Below are 18,733 nucleotides of genomic sequence, written 5' to 3'. Positions count from 1 at the left end.
CGCTATCTTTAGCGGCGTGTCGCAATTGACTGGCGGTTCGGAGAACGTCGTGACGCTCCTCAAGAAGATGGCCGAGATCATCGATACCGCGCGTGTCCATCTCCCGACCTGGGCGATGGCCTATTTTCCGTCGAATATCGAGGAACTGGAAGTCTTCGCGGCCCGGTGGCTCCGCGAACATGCCGGCCAGCTTCAACTCGTCGGGCGAGATGTCGGCGTCCTGGTGGTCCACATTATCGTCGGCATGGTGATCGGCGGCTTGATCGCGGTGAACTCGGCGGCGCCATCGGGCGAGCCCGGCCCACTGGCGATCGCGCTGGCGGATCGTGTCAAAATTCTGAGCAAGGCTTTTCGCAACATCGTGTTCTCGCAAATTCGGATTTCGGCGTTGAATACATTTCTAACGGCGATCTATCTCGTCGCTGTTTTGCCGTCCTTCGGAATCGATCTGCCATTCATCAGGACGATGATAGCGCTGACTTTCGTCGCCGGCCTTCTGCCGGTCATCGGCAATCTGATCTCCAACACCGTGATCGTCGTTGTCAGCCTCAGCATCTCCTTCCTTGCAGCGCTCGGCTCGCTTACCTTTCTCATCGTCATTCACAAGCTCGAATACTTCATGAACGCCAAGATTATTGGAACGCGGATCAACGCGCGTGCCTGGGAGCTTCTTCTGGCGATGGTTTTCATGGAGGCCTGGTTCGGTATGCCGGGTCTTGTCGCCGCGCCGATCTATTATGCCTATCTGAAGGCTGAACTCACGATGCGCGGGCTAATCTAGGATTGGAGCAATGCCCGATCGAACGAAATCGGGTCGCGTCGATGGTTAACAGGCCAGCTAGCATCAGGCTCATTGATTAAGACGGAAGGCCACGGCGGCTGCGATGCAGATGCCGAGAAGACGGTGTGTGCGTAGCGGTCAAATTGGGCGCGATGCGCCGCTAGTCCTTCAGCTTGGCGAACATGTTCTCGATGTTGTGACGTTGGCGGCATAGGGTGTTGTCGTCGTCGATCGGCTTGTTTCCGCTTTTGACCGGTGGGGTGCATTTTGAGTATCCATCCGGCGTGTCGCGCCTTGTTCGGGTGATGAACGAGTGGTCTTAAGCGTGCTCTTATGAGCGCACTTAGGAGCAGTTGATGGGTCAGATCACGTTGCTCACAGGCCCCGAACGTCGGCGGCGGTGGAACGAGGCGGAACGGCGCCAGATTTTGGAGGAGGCGTTTTCGCCGAGACCTGTGTGACGCAGGTGGCGCAGCGGCATGACGTTTCGACGCCGCTGATCTACACGTGGCGCGCAAGCTGTGCGAGCACGTCCCGGACCCGTGCCTTACAGAGGCGGTGGTTGTCGATGACGACGTCGGCCATCCACTGGAGCACCGGCCGGCTATTGTCGTGGAGGTGGTAAAGGGCGGCCGGGTGAGCATCTTCGCGGGAGCGACGCCCACGCTGGTTACGGCAGTGGTAAAGGCACTGCGGTGATCCCGCCGGGCGCGCGGGTGTGGCTGTCGATGGGTCACACCGATATGAGGAAGGGCATGCAGGGCCTGGCTTTGCTGGTGCAGCAGCACCTGAAGCGCGATCCCCACGGTGGTGATCTCTACGTTTTCCGCGGACGCGCCGGATCGCTGGTAAAGACATCTGGCATGACGGGATCGGTATGTCGCTTTATGCCAAGCGGCTCGAGAAGGGCCGCTTCATTTGGCCCCAGGTGAAGGACGGTGCAGTGTCGCTGACGAGCGCTCAGCTGGCGTGTTTGCTCGACGGGATTGACTGGCGCAACCCGCAGTACAGCTGGCGTCCGGTGAGCGCGGGATAGGACACGGATTTCCTCAGCCAAAGCGGCATTTTTCGGTTGCACCGAGAGACAGTGTGCTGATTCATTTCGGTCATGGAAGCCGCCATTTAGCCCCTGCCGGACGATGTCGAAGCGCTTAAGGCCCTGGTTGTGTCGATGGGCGCCGAACTTGCCGCCGCGTGGGCTAAGGCGTCGGCCAGGGAAGCTCTGATCGGGCACCTCAAGCTGCAGATCGCCAAGCTCAGGCGCGAGCAGTATGGCCCCAGCGCCGAGCGCAGCCGCCGGCTCCTGGACCAACTTGAATTGCAACTCGAGGAACTCGAGGCCACAGCCAGCGAAGTTGACCTTGCCGCCGAAGCGGCGGCGACCAGGACGACCAGTGTCACCGCCTTCGAGCTTCGAGCGCAAACGGCCAGTGAAGAAGCCGTTTCCCGAGCATCTGACACGTGAGCGCATCGTCATCCCCCGCGCCATGTTCGTGTCCGACTTGCGGCGGGACGCGGCTTTCGAAGCTCGGCGAGGTCGTGACCGAGACACTGGAGGTGATCCCGCGTCAGTGGAAGGTCATCCAGACGGTGCGCGAGAAGTTCTCGTGCCGGAACTGTGACGATCACCCAGCCGCGGGCGCCGTTCCATGTCGTGCCGCGTGGCTGGGCAGGTCCTGGCTTGCTCGCCATGCTGCTGTTCGACAAGTACGGCCAGCATCAACGCTTAACCCGCCAGGCTGAACGTTTCGCTCGCGAGGGCGTGCCACTGAGCCTGTCGACGCTCGCCGACCAAGTTGGCGCGGCCACTTTCGCGCTCATGCCCCTCTATCGCCGGATCGAGGCTCATGTTCTCGCCGCCGACCGATTGCACGGCGACGACACAACGTGCCGGTCCTCGCCAAGGGCAAGACCGATATCGGCAGGCTGTGGGTCTATGCCCGCGACGACCGGCCCTTCGGCGGCGCCGATACGCCCGCCGCGCTGTTCCACTATTCGCGCGACCGCCGTGGCGAACATCTTGCGCTGTTCGCGTTCGCATGGTTTCGGAGCGACCCCAAGAAAGCTTAAAGCGCCAGATAGAGCAAGGCTGCGGCTCCAGCGCCGATGCAATAGTACGCGAATGGCTTGAGCGTGTCCGTTTCAAAGTATTTGAGCAGAAAGCGAATTGAAAGAAATGCGGTTCCGCCAGCACACAAGGCGCCAACAACCGCCTGACCCAATCCTGCGCCGCCATTTGTGAAAAGATCGGGACCTTGAGCACGGCAGCCGCCAGGATGATTGGGGTGGCCAGCAGGAATGAATAGCGGACGGCGTTCTCGTGAGAAAGCCCACAGGCGAGCCCACCGCTCATGGTCAGTCCGGTGCGAGAAAATCCCGGTATCAATGCGAAACATTGCGTGATGCCGATGATGACGGCTTGGATCCATGAAAGGGCAGCAAGCTTCCCGTCATCGTGGGCACCTTCAGTCGCGCCGCGCGAACGCAACACTTCGACGACATAGAGCATTGGGCCATTCAGTACGAGCACAGCCGCGACGAGTGTCGCGGCTGCAAAGAGCTGCTTCAGTCGCTCTTCGAACAGAAGCCCAAGGAGTCCGGCCGGAATGGTGCTGACGATGAGAAGCCATCCCAGCTTGGCATAGGTGTCATCGGCGCGGATCTCGTGTTGTTTGAGGGAGCGGAGAACACCACCGATGATGCCTAGCCAATCGCGCCAGAAAAAGCCCAGCAACACGAGAGCCGTCGCCAGGTGCGTCAGCACCAAAAAGGCGACAAATGCAACGCTCGATCGGTCGACGGGCCAGCCAAGCAGGGCAGGGATCAGAACGGTCTGTCCCAAGCTCGAAATCGGAAAGAGTTCGGCGAAACCCTGCAAAAGCCCCAAAACGACCGCCTGGAAATAAGTGATCATAGGTCCGTAATCCCGGAATCTTGGTTCCCCAAAATAACGTCGATACCAGCTTTCAAGGGGTGACGGTATCAGGTGCGGCCATTGGCCTTTCCAAATACCTCGTGGCGCTCATCGCGAAGTGCAGTCGTGATCTAAAAGGCGCTCGGCGGCGGAGTGCTCCCAGTTGGCCAGAATGTAAAACCCTGGCCTGGCATGGGCCAGTTCGGCCCCAACAACGACGATATTTACCCGATGCATGGCGCGCCGAGCCTGCGGCAACCCGGCAGCAACAATGCCGGCCACGTTGGTGGCTGCCAAATCCGGCCGATCGACCGCCTTGATCCAGTAGCGTTTTCCCATCAGCGCCAGGGGGAACAGCTGCCATGGGCCTTCGGTCTTCGGCCCGGTCGAGGCGAGTTTCTTTTCTACCGATGCTGCAAGGCAATCGACGTGGATGTGGAACTGATCCTGGGACCGCGCAGTTCTGGAATTCACCGCCAGGGCAACCGCCGTTCGTGGCAGATATCGTCCAAGGCTCGCCGAAACCCTGTTTCGAACTTCCCATGCCCGATGCCAGAGTTGGGCACTGTCCTCCTCACGGACCGGCGGGCTTTCAATACCGGCAACAGCCGCAAGTGGCATCAACAGAAACTCGGTCCGAAATCGGGGCGACTTGATGAGAGCCGACCCAGGTGGCCCTGTTTGGGCAGGACCACTTCCTCGCAAGGGAAGGCGCTGCCAAGATGCGCCGCGGCAAAAGCGCAAGTCTGCACAACCTGCCAGAGCGCGTTGCGATGCGCGGGAGCGGAGCCGACGCTACTGGCCGACATCGTTACAAACAATGTCAGCAGTGCCCGGAGGACCCTGTCCCGAGCCAAAAGGCCCCACAAATGGCGTTGGATGGTCATGGGTAGCGGAAACCGGCAGCGCAAGATTGCCAACAATATCAAAGCTTCTGGACGACAATGATGGAGGAACTGCGACCTGCAACCGGGTATGTAGCAGCCGAAATGTCGTTCACGAGGCTTGGAGACTGAGGCTGCGTTCGGCGGAACCGGGATGGTATCGGTGGAGCCGCTGTTTGACTCCTTGAGATGGTTTCGTTCAAGCGGGCTGTCGCCCTTTTGGTGTCAGATCACCGGTTGGATGCGGTGGACGCCAACTTTGAGTCAGCGCTCTGTTCAGCAGCCGGATTGCGATCGTTATCCTTCCCTTCGATGGCCTTATCAGCGCTTTGCGATACACTTTCCATTGAATTCTTTAGCACCGAGCGGGTTTCCTGCAGGTCGAGTTCCTTCTCGGCTTGTCGTACGGCGTCGTCAAACTGCTTTCGAAAATCACCAGCGATCCGATTGAATGTCTTCATCATTGCCCCCGCCGATCGCATTACTTTTGGAAGCTCCTCTGGTCCGAAAACAACGAGCGCCACCACAAAGATGACCACCAGGTGGGTCATGCCAAGTCCGAACATCGGTAAGTCCTCTCGCGCACATCGCCGGCAGTGACAATCTCTCCGCGGTTTTGCGTCGACCTATCGGGTAGCGGTTCGATCGACACCGCCGAGCCTGCCATCAGACCGCCTCGCGTGAGCCATTCCAGTATGCGCCGCGCGATTGTCGTCCATACTTCGCGCCATGTGGCACCACCCGTCAACCCGAATATCAAGCCATGCTCACAGCAAGCGGACACCACGCCGGAGCGGATGGCACACGGCCCAGAATCTTTGAAGCGGGCGCCTACTCCTTTTCTGACGAACTCGGCGGATTACGGGTCATTTCAGTCTCGGGAGCAGGAACGAGGGGCGCCCCCATCGTGGTCACCGGGGAACTTGAATCGGTTGATCCCGTAGCCCTGACCATACGGACCATCCGGCCGGTTCAACCCTTCGGGCACTTTGGCAACTACGCCGCGGGTTTCATTCCCCTCAAGATCGTCGCCCTCAACAATAGTCGTCACGCCTGGGTCGAATTCGAGCTGGAGTTGCATTAGATTCTCAACAGCAGAGCGATTTCGGCGACGGGCTTTGGTTCGACAAGGCACGCCGCGGGACGGGTCCAATTTTGTCAAGCAGTTTAGCCGGACCTCACGACCGCCTCCTGTTCCGCAAAGGCAAGGTCGATCCGTGTAGCGATGGTGCGGACTTGGTCAGGCCTGCGAGCACAACCAGTTTCCCGGATGAAGGCCATTACTCGTCAAGACACCCACCCAGGAGGCGTGCTGAAAATTCGGTTCTGGGCGAATTTCACCGTTCACAAAACTGGGTCGGTGGCAGCGAGTTACTGCGCAATAACGTTGCTAATCTCGATCATGTTTGAGCGCACGCGCAACATGTAGAAGCCAATTGTCGTTAGGTGGTTCGGCAGCAGCCAGCCGTCCTCGCGGCCGTTGGCGATGATTAAGGGCAGGATGCGCAGCGCCGAGACGAACTGCGCATCCATGGTGTCCCACAGGTTCTGCAGGTGCTTTTCCTTGATCACGTCCTCGAAATCGGCCTGGGCGCCCTTCATCAGCCCGTAATAGGCATAGAGCTGACCATAGGAGAACCAGAAGCGGTCGTCGGCGCGGAAGTCGAACCAGCCATTGTTGTGGTTCTCGGCGCGTTCCTTGAGGATCGCCGAGGTTGAGCCGATGTCGGAGGAGATGCGGTCGATATACTGTTTCAGATTGTCGGCTCGGGCATCGAACGTCGCCTGGCAGGTGGCCAGCCGAGCATTGAAGGAGCGCAATTTGCGAACCGCGTCGCGATAATAGCTCGGCGTCGGCGTCTTGGGTCCGAACGGGTTGAGGCCGAAATACCAGGTTTCCTCATCGAACTGCAGATTGCCGCGCGCATCCTGTAGGTCGGTGTCGATCTGCGATGTGGTGCGCACGCGGCCGAGATTGTCGGCAAGCTCGGTGGAGGTGCGCCGCACCGCCTGGTTGATGCCCCGCTGGAACGAGGCCTTGTTGTCCATGAACGGCGTGTGGTCCCAGTCGATGCCGAACAGGCCGAGTTTGTAGAGGATCATCGACGAGATCCAGGCATTCTGGTTGACGTTGAAATCGGTGAGGTCGGCCGCGACCTGGGCGATACCTGAATTGCCGCAGGTCTTGGCGGTTTCGGTGCCAGCGCCGGCCGCGACCTGTTCGCCGGCGGAAATGTTGCGGTTCTCGAAGGTGTATTTGTCGACGTAGTTGGGATCGAACTTGTTCCACCACTGGGTGGCGTAGAAGAAATTGGCGTAGAGACCGATCAGAACCAGCAGCGCGAGGCCGACCGCCGCCTTCAGGATCCAGCCGCGCTGTGTGTACCAGCGCCCGGCCCACAGGAACGGCCAAAGGATCACGCCGAAGGCGAGGCCGATGCCGCGGCCGATCCACTGGAAGATGCGGGTGAAGAAATTCACGATCGGATCAAGCATGGCTCTCGTTCACCCCTTCAGCATGATGCCAAAAAGTTGCAGACTTTTTGGATGACATCATGCGCCAAAACAATAAGTTAGAACGAAATGACGGCTCATTTCGTTCTAGTCAGTCAAGCCGTAAAGGCGCGTGCGAAACGCCACCTTGTCCTTCAAATATGTGGTTTGCAGAACGACGCGCTGCATAGACCATCCGTCCCGGTTTTCAAACCGCATGGTTATCGGCACACACCATACCTCGCCTAGCCATTCGCACACGACAGGCAATTTCGGCGCTTTTTATGAGCGCGCCTTCGTGCCAGTTTACTTCGTTCTGATATCGATAGACGTTCGCCAAATGCAAGCAGTGTGCCTCTGCGAGATGCCCGTCTTGACGTTTGAGACTGCCAACATCATCTAGTGTTCGCTCAGCCCCAGACTTCTGGCTCTGTGCGAGTTCGGCCTCAAGTGGTTGCAGGCGCGGACGTGATGGGCACCAAAGGCGGACCGTCATTGTCGGCCTCTGGCAGGGGCAGGAATCAATCGTAGGTGCCGCGAACGGCTATGCTCCCGGTTCAGGTCGAGTTCGATATCGAAGGCAAAACAATCGGCAACTCACGAGCAATCCGGCAGTTTCGTCTTGGGCTAGTTTAGAACCTGATACAGTGCGCCGCTGGCACAATCGTAGTAGCCAACCCGCCGCCGACAACTCTCGGGCAGATTTCTAGTGCGACAAAAGGACAGGCAGGCGCAGATCGCCAAGAACGCTTTTGGTTGCTCCACCCACGACAAAATCTCTCATCCGGGAATGGCCGTATGCACCCATAACAAGCAGATCGGCGCCCATGCTGACAGCGCGCGCCTGAAGCGTAACGCCAATGGGGCGATCTTCGAGGTCGATTGAGATCCCCTCAGCGGGAAAGCCACGCTTTCTCAGGCTCAGGGCGAGGCGTTCGCCAATATCGCGCAGCGACTTTTCGTCTGTCACTGTCAGTACCGTTATCTTTGAGGCACATTGCAGAAACGCGTGCGCATCGGCAACGGCCCGGGCCGCAACGCGGCTACCATCCCAAGCGATGATGACATGATCGATCGCACCAACGTTTGCGTCTTCCGGCAGAATTATGGTTGGGCGACCCGAACCAAACAGGACCGCATTAACGGTCATGCGCGCAGTCTGGTTATTTGGCTCCAACCCAATCAAAGCAAAATCGAAATAGCGTGACTGAGTTGCCGCAACATCGCCGATAGATGCTGGCTGAACAGCAATCTCCTCGGTTGTGAGGAGCGATCCGACGCGTGCCGCTTCAGCTTTCAATGCCTCCAGCAAATCGAGCCCATGCTTGCGGCTGGTCGCTTCTGTCTCCCGGATCATTTCGGGAAGATCGATCAAGTATCGCGAAACCGGATTGGAAATACCCGGAATATCGACATTGATCGTCAATGCATGAAGTGCGGCACCAACGTGCTTGACCACCGCGATTGCGTTTGATGCGATTTTGGTGGAATTCGCTTCCGGATACGTCGCCAGAGGAAGTAAGGCAATTTTGCTCATCAGACCTCAACCCCGTTATTTCGATCGCCGTCGACCATTGGCCCAATGCGTGTCACACTCAAGCCAGCCATTTCAGCCTACAAAAACTCAGACGACCGAGGGTTGTTACTGCCTATCCAAGGCGATCTTGCGCCGCGCCGATTCCGTCCTGAACGACTGTGGCTATAATGGCAGGCATCCAGGAACAGAGATGGCAAATGACGATTGGCCTGCTTGTTGCCATGAGCGCAGTGCCGCTCGCAAGCATTGTTTGAACAGTAGCGGTAGGCGATGATGTGGCCGCAACCCAGCGGTTCACGATCCGCGCCGGGGAAACCACGCTCCGCGACCATCCTGCTAAATCAGGATACCAGCCAACTTGGATGCTGGGGAGGCTGCGACACAACTTGGAGCACCCGACGCGCCAGTATTGTGTCCCCCACATCATGTCCGACAGGACGCGACATTTGAAGATGCAGTAGGTCCTCTTTTTCCACGATCGTGTAGGATTTTCAGTTACCGACAGGATAATATGCTGAATGATGAAATGGCACTTTGCTTTTCGCGAGCGAGGTACTCCAAAGCTGAGCACGTGGGGACGTGATCAGGACCCGACTTCGCAACTGAGCTTTGGCGTTCAAAGGAACCAAACGCGTGAACCATCAGGCGGTGGAGCAAGCTGACACAAGAGCGGGAGGGGTTGAAGCTGTCGATCGCGCGCTTTCGATCCTCGGGTGCTTCACAGAGCATGACGAGGGTTTAAGCCTGGCTGAGATATCTTCTAGAACGGGCCTATACAAAAGCACGATCCTTCGGTTAACGGAATCCCTTGTCCGCAGTGGCTACATTGTTCGCATGGCGGACAAGCGCTTTGCTGTCGGCCATACGCCGATGATATTGGCCTCATTCTACCGTCGTCGTTTTAAGATAGAGGCATTCGTTCGGCCTCTCCTTTTGAGCCTTGTCGAACAGGCGGGTGAAAGCGCATCGTTTTTTCGAAAGGAGGGAAATGACGGAATTTGCCTATTTCGCGCAGACTGTCGTCATTTGATCCGTGATCAAATCCGAGAGGGTGATGTGCTTTCGCTTGACGGTCACGCAGCTGGCCAAGTGCTTGCACGGTTCAGTACGGCTAAGCCTAGGACGCGAACAGCTCTTATGGCGAAGATTCCGTTTATATCGCTCGGGAAGGGAGATTCCGAAACAGCTGCGATGGCCGTACCGGTTTTTTCAGGCAGCGAGGGCTTGATCGGAGCGCTGGCTGTTTCTGGGCCGCTGACCAGATTTACGCCGGAAAAGTTGGTCAGCATCAGACCGCTTTTGCTGGGTTTTGGCGAACGTCTATCGATATCCCTTGCGAGCAAACAATATGCACAAGCGCGCTCATAGAATGGTCGTGACCAGCACGTGTCTGCTTAAGGGAAGGGGAGTAGCAGTTGGGGCGGATTGGTGGCAAGCGAGGCTCCAAGTCGGTTACTCTCTGCTCTGTGGCAAGTGGTCCCGCCAAACATGACTGGAATCGACATCGGCCCCTTGCGGACATGACTGCCAGTGAGCGTCCAAGCATAATGCGCACCAATCAAAACGATAGTGACGATCTGATCCGCCGCGCTTTGGCCGCGTTCAATTCCGGCAATCATCGCCAAGCGATCGATGTGTGCGAATTGGGCCTGAAGCAGCACCCAGGCGACCCGGCGCTTTGCCATCTTCTGGCGGCTGTATTGTTCGCCAAGGCAGATCTGCCGGAGGCTCGTGCGCGCATCGAAGCAAGCCTTGCCACTCGACCCGACTATGCGCCCGCCTTGATACTGGCATGCCGGATTGCCCGGGCCGAAGGCAGGTTTGAAGCGGCGTTTCAGTTCCTGGACCGCGCGGCAAGACTGTCATCTCAGGCGGAAATGCTCGTCGAACGGGCACGCACCTTCGATCAAGCAGGCGATGCCCCTGCGGCGAGCGCGTCCTGGACACTTGTCTTGCAACGGGATCCGAAATCCGGGGAGGCAGCGGCGCGCCTCGGGCGCCTTGCATGGCAGCGCCGAGCGGCTGTCGAGGCGGAAGGTCTGCTCGAACGCGCAGTCGCTGGCCGCGGGCATCTGTCGGCCTGGTTCGACCTCGGGCTGGTACGTCAGGACATGCGCAAGTTCGGCAGCGCTGCACAGGCCTATCGACGCGTGCTTGAGATGAGCCCGGCGCCCCGGAAGCGGCTGTCAATCTGGGTGTCGTCCTGCAGGAAACCGGCGACCTCGACGAGGCCATGGCAGCGTATTCATTAGCCTATGGTCTCAGCTCATCCACCTTCAGCGTCATCGCCATGGCGCTGACGTCGGCGCCAAGGGGCCGGCTGTGGCTTGATGAGAAAGCGCTGCGTCGCTCACTCGCTGGCGGAGCGTCCCCGCCTGGCGCGAAACCGCTTGCGGTAGACGCCGGGCGTTGACAGGACATCGGCGACCGTCTGCGCATAGGATGCCTGTCGCTTTTCGTCGAACACTTCGTATTCGAGCTGCGGCGCGGCCCGCGGAACCGCAAAGCACTGCGCGACTGGAGTTCCTTTCCTGAGCACGCCAGAGAATCCGGGCTCCGTCCAGATCGCCGGGAAATTGATGCCCCCATCGCTGAACCGGTCGGAATCCACCAGGCCAGTCACCAGCCTGAAGGGAAGATCCTCGCGATTGACCGGATGCGTCGCGAAGAGCGACCAGCCGTCCTCGATCTGTATGGTCCAGAAGCTGTTGAATTTGATAGCGGCTTGACCGGGAGTGGCAAACGGGCTGCCGGCGAGCTGCCCCGGCGTGTGGAAGCTCAAAGGCGCTCGGGGGTGGTTCTCACTGACCGGGTCTGGAATGTGCCAGTCCCAGGAAAAGGTCCCTTTGTCGACGACGACGTCGCACGGCAGGAGGATCATGAAGCCATAGGTCATCGCATCGATAACGGGCGGGCACTGCTTGAGCGTGCGAATGTCGCGGCCGTGGATCGCCGAATAGGCAGTGGCGGGCATTGCGCGCAGCCAATCCGGTAGAGCACCGCGCGCGAGGATCGGGCGTGGCAAATGCTCGATCAACATCGGATCACATCGGAAAATGACACGCATCGTCGCCTCCCGGCGTTGCGGTACCACGATTGCCGATCACACTCCAAGCGGCGATAAGGTAGGGCAATGCTGCACTAACACCTTGGACAAATTGGCGAGTTTTTCTTCAATTCAGGCGAGACCCAGCCATTTGCTAGGCCAAGCTGTTCCAAAGGCTATCCGGAAGGGCGCAACGCAGTCAACAAACCGCCGCGTCACACATGACCAACGGCACAATCGCCACCAAGACTGCCGCGTTTGCGAGGATAAACGGAGGGCGCTGCCAAGCAACCAGGCAAAAGATGAAAATGACGACGCCAACGACAACAAGATGCAGGCGAAAAGTTCACCGTGTCGTTGCGAGAACGACAGTCGACATCGTAGCTTGCATTTTGTCGTCACGACAATCCGGGCATCCTGTCTCGCCTGATGCGCCCTCGTCGGCCGACAGTGTATACGCAGATCAAAATGAAGGCAGACGGCATGGCGCAGCCAGTCGTTCGGATGATTGGAAGCTGAACAGCTGATATCCGCAGATGCTGTCGAGCGCGACGCTTGATAGGCTACTGCTTCCGTGCAAATGCTCCGTCATGCGAATTCTCCTCGTCGAAGACACGCACGACGTTGGCGAGGCAATCAGCCGCCGCTTCGAAACGATCGGCCATGCGGTCGATTGGGAGACGGACGGTCGTGCTGCCGCAGAAATCCTCGGTTTCACCAGCTACGATCTCGTCATACTCGATGTCATGTTGCCCGGCCTCGACGGGTTCGAAATCGTTCGAAGGCTCCGGCAGGCAAGAAAGACGACCCCAGTTCTGATGTTGACGGCCCGTTCGGAGATAGAGGACCGCGTTGGCGCGCTCGATATCGGCGCCGACGACTATCTGGTCAAACCGTTCGATTTCCGCGAATTGGAAGCGCGCGCCCGTGTTCTGCTGCGGCGGAAAAGCGGCGAGGCGACCAACATCGTTCAGTGCGGCGATGTCGTGCTCGACCGCGCCAGCCGCTCGGTCCGGGTAGGCAGGCGCGAGGTGCAATTGAAACGACGCGAAATGACGTTGCTTGAGATACTGGCGTCGCGGCCAGGTCGCGTCTTCAGCAAGGATGAACTTATCGATCAGCTTTTTGGGTTTGACGAGCCGGTCAATCAGAACGCGATCGAACTTTATGTCGGCCGGCTGCGCAAGAAGCTGGAAGGCGCCAAGGCGCAGATCGTCACCGTGCGGGGCATGGGATATCAGCTGGCTTCCGATGATACCGGCTGAGCCTTCCCTTTTCACGCGCCTGGCGGTCCGCATCTCGCTGGTGCTGGGCCTGGGCGCGGCTCTTCTGGTGAGTGCGGCGTGGTACTACGCGCGAACCGCCGCCGATGACGCCTATGACCGGCTTCTGCTAGGTGCGGCGATCCAGATGGCGGACAGCCTTACGGTTGAATCCGGTTCACTCATCGTCAACTTGCCGGTATCGGCTTTTGAGCTCCTGGGCCTCGCCAGCCGCGACCGCATCTTCTATCGCGTGATCGATCCTTCCGGCGCGACGCTGACAGGTTATGCCGATCTGCAAACAGAAGTTGATTTGGCAGCAATACACGATGTCCCGGTATTGGAATCGGCGCGTTATCGCGGCGAACCGGTCCGCATAGCGGTGGTGGCTCGCGCTCTATCCGATCCCGCCGTATCCGGTTGGGCGCATGTCATCGTTGGGCAGACCACGGAAGCGCGCAGTGCGCTCGCGGGGGAGTTGACGCTCAGAGCGACCGTCCTCCTGGTAATCATGAGCATATTGGCATTGGCTGGGGCGATGGTGGCCATTCGCTATTCTCTGCAACCGGTCAAGCATCTGGGAGCGACGCTTCGCCGTCGTGATCCACAAGACCTTACGCCCGTGACAGTCGTCGTCCCGCGAGAATTGCGGCCTTTCGTTACTTCCATCAATTATTTCATGAGTCGGCTCGACGAGCGCGTGAAACTCCTGCAGCGCTTCATCGCCGACGCGGCGCACCAGATCAGAACGCCGCTGACGGCACTTACCGCGCAGCTCGATCTGTTGAGTCAAGCCAAGCTGGACAAGTCGAGCCGCCAGCATCTCGATCGCGTACAGCAGCGCGCCGGCGAACTTGCGCGCCTGACCAACCAGTTGCTCAGCCACGCCATGGTCATCCATCGTGCCGATTCCGTGCAGCTTCAGCCGCACCACCTTGCAGACGTCGCACGGCGCGCTTTCCGTGCGGCGGTTCCGATAACTATCGATTCGGACATCATCGTCTCCTTCGAGGCGCCTGACGATGAACCTGTCGTGCTTGCGGACGCCGTCAGCCTGCGTGAAGCGATCGTCAATATCATCGACAATGCCCTGCGCCACGGAGTGATGTCGCGCCTTGAGGTCAGGGTACGCAGCGACGGTACGCTTGCCCATGTCGAGGTCGAGGATGACGGACAGGGCATTCCGTCGAGCGAGTGGGAGCGAGTCACGCAGCGCTTCGAAACGTCCAAATCTCACGACGGCAGCGCAGGTCTGGGTTTCGCCATCGCGTCGGAGGTGGCGGCGGCTCACGGTGGCGCGCTGACCTTTCGCGAGAAAAGCGAGGATGGCGGGAAGCGCACGCAAGGGTTCACCGTCACCTTGACGTTGCCCATCGCCAGAGAGAAGGCAGGATGATAGCGAGAGCATTGCGGGCATTCACTTTACTGGCTGCAATCCTTTTGTGCGTCGATCAGGCGGCAAGAGCTGCTGAAGGAAGCAGCGCATTTTTCCCTTCGCCACAGCCGGAGAAGGATCGACTGTCGATCCACGCCGCGACCGATCTGGTGGCGATGGAACCCCTGATCCGGGACTTTCAGTCCGTTTTCCCCAACGTTGCAGTCGACTATGTTGAATATGTCACCAACGACTTGCAAAAGAGTGCCAGCGAAGCCTGTCGGACGGGCGCGGTGCTGGGCGACATCTTGTTGTCGCCGTCGGTCGACCAACTCGTGAAGCTCGCCAATGACGGCTGCGCGGCGCCGCACGTGTCGGCGGAAACCGCGCATGTCGCCGACTGGGCAAACTGGCGCGACGAAGTATTCGGCTTTACCTACGAACCGGCCGTCTTCGTCTACAACGCCCGCCTCGTGCCGTCCGGCGACGTACCGCGCACCCACATCGAACTCGCCGATCTTCTTAGGCGGCGGCTCGATTTTTATCGTGGGCGGGTCGGAACGTTCGACATCCGGCTTTCGGGCATCGGCTACCTATTGGCGTTCAGTGATGCGCGGCAGACGACCGCGGTCTACGGTCGGCTTCTGGAAAGCATGAGCCGAGCGGAAACCGTGGTTCGTTGTTGCACCGCGGAGACCCTTCAGGACGTTGCAAACGGGACCCTGTATATTGGCTACAATATGATCGGGTCATACGCCTATGCGGCGGCCAGGGACAATTCCGACTTAAGGGTCGTTGTCCCGCGGGACTATGCGCTGATACTCAGTCGTGGCGCGCTCATTCCGAAGACGGCACCGAGTATGGCCCTTGCCAAACGATTTCTCGACTACCTTCTGTCAGCCCGGGGACAGAAAGTCGCGAGGGAAAGTTCCTTTTTCTTCGCCGAGAATGGGCAATTGCCTGACGGAGCGGACGGCCCGGAAACACTTGGCGAGTCTGGTATCGCGCGCGCCATTCGCATCGGCCCTGCGTTACTTGCCGTACAGGACGAGGCGCTGCGCCGCCGCTTCATCGAAGATTGGAGCAAGTCGATGATCGGTGCCCAGGGCCAGCGACCGTGACCCCGCAGGATGCCGCTCCAAAATTTCCACAATCTCAGCGATATGTCGATGTGGCCGATCCGGCTGTCGTCGAGAAACTGAGCACGACCCATCGGGCCCAAGTCGGCTGAGCAAACCTCTACATTGCCGTGACAGGTTGGTGACAGGTCAGGATGATACTCGCCTTTTGTGCCTGGAGGAGGTACGATTTAGGCGAACTTGGAGGAGACCTCAATGAAAAATCGTCTTGCGACGATGACGGCCGTGCTTTCGCTGTCAGCCGCTTTCGCGACGCTTGCCCCCGCTGCCGAAATTCCCGCCGGGTATCCGGACAACTACAAGGATCTGGTGGCCGCCGCCACCGCGGAAGGACACCTCAGCATCTATTCGACGACCGATGCGGCGCTGGTCCAGCCCTTGCTCAAGGATTTCGAAGCAGCGTTCCCCGGGATTGCCGTAGAATATTCCGACCTCAATTCGACCGAACTCTACAATCGCGTCATTGCCGAAACCGCTTCGGGCCAAGGCACGGCGGATGTCGCCTGGTCTTCGGCTCCGGATCTGCAGATCAAACTTGCCGCAGACGGTTATGCGCAGGAGTACAAATCCGTCGAGGCGGCTCACGTTCCGGCCTGGGCGTCGTACAAGGGCATGATCTATGGTGCCACAGCCGACCCGGTGACTTTCGTCTACAACAAGCGTCTCGTGCCTGAAGGCGATGTTCCCGCAAGCCACGCCGATCTGCTCAAGCTGATGACCGGCAAGACCGCCGATTACGACGGCAAGATCGCGTCCTACGATCCGGAAAAGTCCGGGGTCGGCTTCTATTTCTACAACCAGGACGCCAAGACCTGGACCGATTCCTGGGCGCTCAACAAGGCTTTTGGCAAGGCCCATATCAAGCTCTATAGCTCCGCCGGCTCGATGATTGAGAAGGTCACGTCTGGCGAACATTCCATCGCCTACGGCATCTTCGGCTCGTATGGCCTCGCCAAACAGGCCAAGGACGAGAACCTTGGTGTGATAATCCCCAAGGATTATGTTTTAGTGACCACCCGCGCCACGGTCATTCCAGCGGAAGCCAAGGATCCCAATGCGGCGAAGTTGTTCGTCGACTATCTGCTGTCGGCGCGCGCGCAGAAGCTGATCGCCAACGACATCAAGCTCTATGCCGTTCGTGATGACGTTGAGGGGGCAACCACGCTGGCGTCCATAAAGGCCGCTGCCGGCGAAAATGTTCATCCGATCGCGCTCGACGACAAACTGCTCGAAGGCCTGGACGAGACGACACGGCTGGCGTTCCTCAACGAGTGGCAGAAAGCCATGAAGGGCGAGTAATCGCCTGATCGGGAGTGCCGCCACAATCGGCTCTTCCGCCTTTCTTGCTGTTAAGAACCATCGGAACGGCGCGCTTGCGCTCTTGCTAGCGGACGGCCCCCGGCTTTGTTCGAGGCGATCATGCCCTTCCGCGTCTTTCGTGTCAGCACCAATCTCCTCGCCATCCTGGTGGTGTTGGCGCCGGTAACGCTGATCATCTACCAGAGTTTTCTGTCCGGCCCGTTCTTCCAGAAGACCGCGCATCTGTCGCTGAAGGCTTATAGCTTCATCCTTGCAGATGCGGATTTCTGGCTGGCGCTGACGACTTCGCTCAAGCTCGCGGTGGGGATGACATTGATCGCCGTTCCGGTGGGAATCCTGCTGGCGTTCATCATCGTGCGTACCGACGTGCCGGGCAAGCGCTGGCTGGAGCCGATCATCCTCATCCCGGTGTTCATGTCGGCGGTAGTGCTGGCCTTCGGCTATGTGATGACGTTGGGACCAGTCGGCTTCGTCTCGCTGGCGGTCAAGTCGGTGATTGGCTACGTGCCTTGGAATGTCTATTCGGTGACATCGATCGCGATTATCGCCGGGCTCACCCATGTCCCGCATGTCTATCTCTATGCGTCGGCGGCGCTGCGCAATGTCGGCGCCGACCTGGAAGAGGCGGCACGCATCGTCGGCGCCGGCCCCTGGCGCGTCGCCGCCAGCGTGTCGCTGCCCATGGTGATGCCGGTGGTGCTTTATGCGGCGGTTCTAGTGTTCTTCCTTGGTTTCGAACTTTTCGGCCTGCCACTGGTGCTTGGCGATCCGGAAGGGGTGTTAGTTCTCGCCACCTATCTCTACAAGCTCACCAACAAGCTCGGGGTTCCTTCCTACCAGTTGATGGCCGTAGTGGTGGTGGCGATCATCATGATCGCGCTTCCGCTGGTGGTGCTGCAGCGCTACATGCTGCGCAATGCCAGCCGCTATGTGTCTGTCAAGGGCAAGGGCAGCCGGCACAACCCCATTCGGCTGGGCGCGCTTCGCTGGCCGGCCTTCGCGCTCGTAGTGGCATGGTTCGCGGCCACGGTGATCATACCGGTGGGCGGCGTCGCAATTCGCTCGCTGGTGACAAGCTGGGGCGTCGGGGTGAACATCTTCGAGGTGCTGACGTTAGATCACTATCGCGATCTCGCTGACTATCCGAATGTCGTCAGCGCCATTGTCAACACGGTCGGTGTTGCGGTCATCGGCGGTGCGGCTTCGATCGCGGCCTATACCGCCGTGGCACTCGCCGGTCACCGCTCGAACGCACCCCTGACCAAAGTCGTCGACTACGTGGCCATGATACCGCGGGCGATGCCGGGTATTGTGGCTGGCCTCGCCATGCTGTGGATCTTTCTGTTCTTCAAGCCGATCGCGCCCCTGCGTGCCACGATGATCTCGGTGTGGCTTGCCTATACCATTGTCTGGTTCGCCTATGGCATGCGACTGATTTCCGGAACGCTCCTGCAGATCGGCAAGGAACTCGAGGAAGCCGGCCGGTCAGTTGGCGCCAGCGAAGGCCGGGTCGCCAGGGACATCACGCTGCCGCTCATCCGTGGCGGGATGTTCTCGGCCTGGCTGCTGATCTTCCTGATCTTCGCGCGTGAATATTCGACCGGCGTTTATCTGCTCGGGCCGGGAACCGAAGTGATCGGCTCGCTCATGGTTTCCCTGTGGGGCACCGGCGCGATCGATCTGGTCTCCGCTCTCGCCGTCATCAACACCGTCATCATCGTGACCGGTCTCGCCGTAGCGATGCGCTTTGGAGTCCGCCTCAATGACTGACATCATCATAGACGGCCTGCGCCTCAGTTACGGCACCCTCGAGATCCTGAAAGGTGTGTCCTTCTCGGTCGAACCAGGCCAGATTGTCGCCTTGCTCGGCGCCTCCGGGTCCGGCAAGACGACGCTCTTGCGAGCGGTCGCTGGTCTGGAAACACCCAACCGCGGCAAGATACTGCTCGGTGACAGGCCGCTTTTCGACGCGGAGCAGAACA

The 18,733-nt window shown here is 59.3% G+C and carries 15 protein-coding genes and 3 pseudogenes; 12 read left to right on the top strand and 6 right to left on the bottom strand.

The genetic code is table 11. The features are described from left to right. From NKK52_RS29605 to tnpC, 3 genes and pseudogenes are all read left to right on the top strand, one after another. The coding region (locus tag NKK52_RS29605; protein ID WP_352630719.1) for an AI-2E family transporter at positions 1-781 on the top strand (781 nt) is incomplete at its 5' end. A gap of 728 nt (positions 782-1,509) precedes the next feature. Further along, positions 1,510-1,817 (top strand): annotated as a pseudogene (gene tnpB / locus NKK52_RS29600) (IS66 family insertion sequence element accessory protein TnpB). Between the two features lie 135 nt (positions 1,818-1,952). Then, positions 1,953-2,824, top strand: a pseudogene (gene tnpC, locus NKK52_RS29595) (IS66 family transposase); the annotation flags it as partial. A 181-nt stretch (positions 2,825-3,005) separates the two neighbouring features. Here tnpC and NKK52_RS29590 read toward each other — a convergent pair. The 3 genes and pseudogenes from NKK52_RS29590 to tatB all read right to left on the bottom strand — a co-directional run. Beyond that, positions 3,006-3,695: pseudogene (locus NKK52_RS29590) on the bottom strand (undecaprenyl-diphosphate phosphatase); the annotation flags it as partial. A 108-nt stretch (positions 3,696-3,803) separates the two neighbouring features. Then, a complete protein-coding gene (locus NKK52_RS29585) occupies positions 3,804-4,400 on the bottom strand; it encodes a CDP-diacylglycerol diphosphatase (RefSeq protein WP_352630722.1) in 597 nt (198 codons plus the stop codon). 409 nt (positions 4,401-4,809) lie between these two features. Continuing rightward, a complete protein-coding gene (tatB, locus tag NKK52_RS29580) occupies positions 4,810-5,145 on the bottom strand; it encodes a Sec-independent protein translocase protein TatB (protein ID WP_023682870.1) in 336 nt (111 codons plus the stop codon). 197 nt (positions 5,146-5,342) lie between these two features. Between tatB and NKK52_RS29575 the strand changes: the two genes are divergently transcribed. Further along, the gene (locus NKK52_RS29575) at positions 5,343-5,663 is read left to right on the top strand and encodes a hypothetical protein (protein ID WP_023689684.1); all 321 of its coding nucleotides are present in this window, start codon (positions 5,343-5,345) and stop codon (positions 5,661-5,663) included. A gap of 287 nt (positions 5,664-5,950) precedes the next feature. On the opposite strand, the gene NKK52_RS29570 is transcribed toward NKK52_RS29575, so the two are convergent. Next, entirely contained in the window at positions 5,951-7,075 is a 1,125-nt protein-coding gene (locus tag NKK52_RS29570) for a DUF2333 family protein (RefSeq protein ID WP_352630716.1), read from the bottom strand. A 703-nt stretch (positions 7,076-7,778) separates the two neighbouring features. Further along, positions 7,779-8,609 (bottom strand): universal stress protein, encoded by an 831-nt coding sequence (locus NKK52_RS29565; RefSeq protein WP_023682867.1) that lies wholly within the window; start codon positions 8,607-8,609, stop codon positions 7,779-7,781. A gap of 633 nt (positions 8,610-9,242) precedes the next feature. Here NKK52_RS29565 and NKK52_RS29560 point away from each other — a divergent pair. Beyond that, entirely contained in the window at positions 9,243-9,977 is a 735-nt protein-coding gene (locus NKK52_RS29560; protein ID WP_023682866.1) for an IclR family transcriptional regulator, read from the top strand. Positions 9,978-10,156: 179 nt separating this feature from the next. Beyond that, on the top strand, positions 10,157-10,861 hold the full coding sequence (locus tag NKK52_RS29555; protein ID WP_245263077.1) for a tetratricopeptide repeat protein: 705 nt from the start codon (positions 10,157-10,159) through the stop codon (positions 10,859-10,861). A gap of 98 nt (positions 10,862-10,959) precedes the next feature. Here the strand turns inward: NKK52_RS29555 and NKK52_RS29550 are convergent, their stop codons facing one another. After that, positions 10,960-11,676, bottom strand: a complete 717-nt coding sequence (locus NKK52_RS29550; protein WP_023682865.1) for a hypothetical protein — start codon at positions 11,674-11,676, stop codon at positions 10,960-10,962. A 569-nt stretch (positions 11,677-12,245) separates the two neighbouring features. On the opposite strand from NKK52_RS29550, the gene NKK52_RS29545 reads away from it, so the two are divergent. From NKK52_RS29545 to NKK52_RS29520, 6 genes are all read left to right on the top strand, one after another. After that, positions 12,246-12,920, top strand: a complete 675-nt coding sequence (locus tag NKK52_RS29545; protein WP_023673600.1) for a response regulator transcription factor — start codon at positions 12,246-12,248, stop codon at positions 12,918-12,920. Further along, positions 12,907-14,313, top strand: a complete 1,407-nt coding sequence (locus tag NKK52_RS29540) for a sensor histidine kinase (protein WP_023682864.1) — start codon at positions 12,907-12,909, stop codon at positions 14,311-14,313. Before NKK52_RS29545 ends, NKK52_RS29540 begins: the two co-directional genes overlap by 14 nt. Beyond that, positions 14,310-15,413, top strand: coding sequence for an ABC transporter substrate-binding protein (locus NKK52_RS29535; RefSeq protein WP_023682863.1), 1,104 nt, complete (start codon positions 14,310-14,312; stop codon positions 15,411-15,413). The genes NKK52_RS29540 and NKK52_RS29535 overlap by 4 nt, the downstream gene beginning before the upstream one ends. A gap of 213 nt (positions 15,414-15,626) precedes the next feature. Continuing rightward, positions 15,627-16,730, top strand: coding sequence for an ABC transporter substrate-binding protein (locus NKK52_RS29530; protein WP_023682862.1), 1,104 nt, complete (start codon positions 15,627-15,629; stop codon positions 16,728-16,730). Positions 16,731-16,850: 120 nt separating this feature from the next. Further along, positions 16,851-18,521 (top strand): ABC transporter permease, encoded by a 1,671-nt coding sequence (locus tag NKK52_RS29525; RefSeq protein WP_031202992.1) that lies wholly within the window; start codon positions 16,851-16,853, stop codon positions 18,519-18,521. After that, positions 18,514-18,733: ATP-binding cassette domain-containing protein (locus tag NKK52_RS29520; protein ID WP_352630708.1), on the top strand; the 220-nt coding region annotated here is incomplete at its 3' end. The genes NKK52_RS29525 and NKK52_RS29520, both read left to right, overlap by 8 nt.

Origin of the sequence: Mesorhizobium sp. C277A, assembly GCF_040324395.1 — a bacterium.
GTDB lineage: Bacteria > Pseudomonadota > Alphaproteobacteria > Rhizobiales > Rhizobiaceae > Mesorhizobium.
Note: the sequence above shows the minus strand (reverse complement) of the source record. Positions and strands in the feature narration are given on the sequence as shown.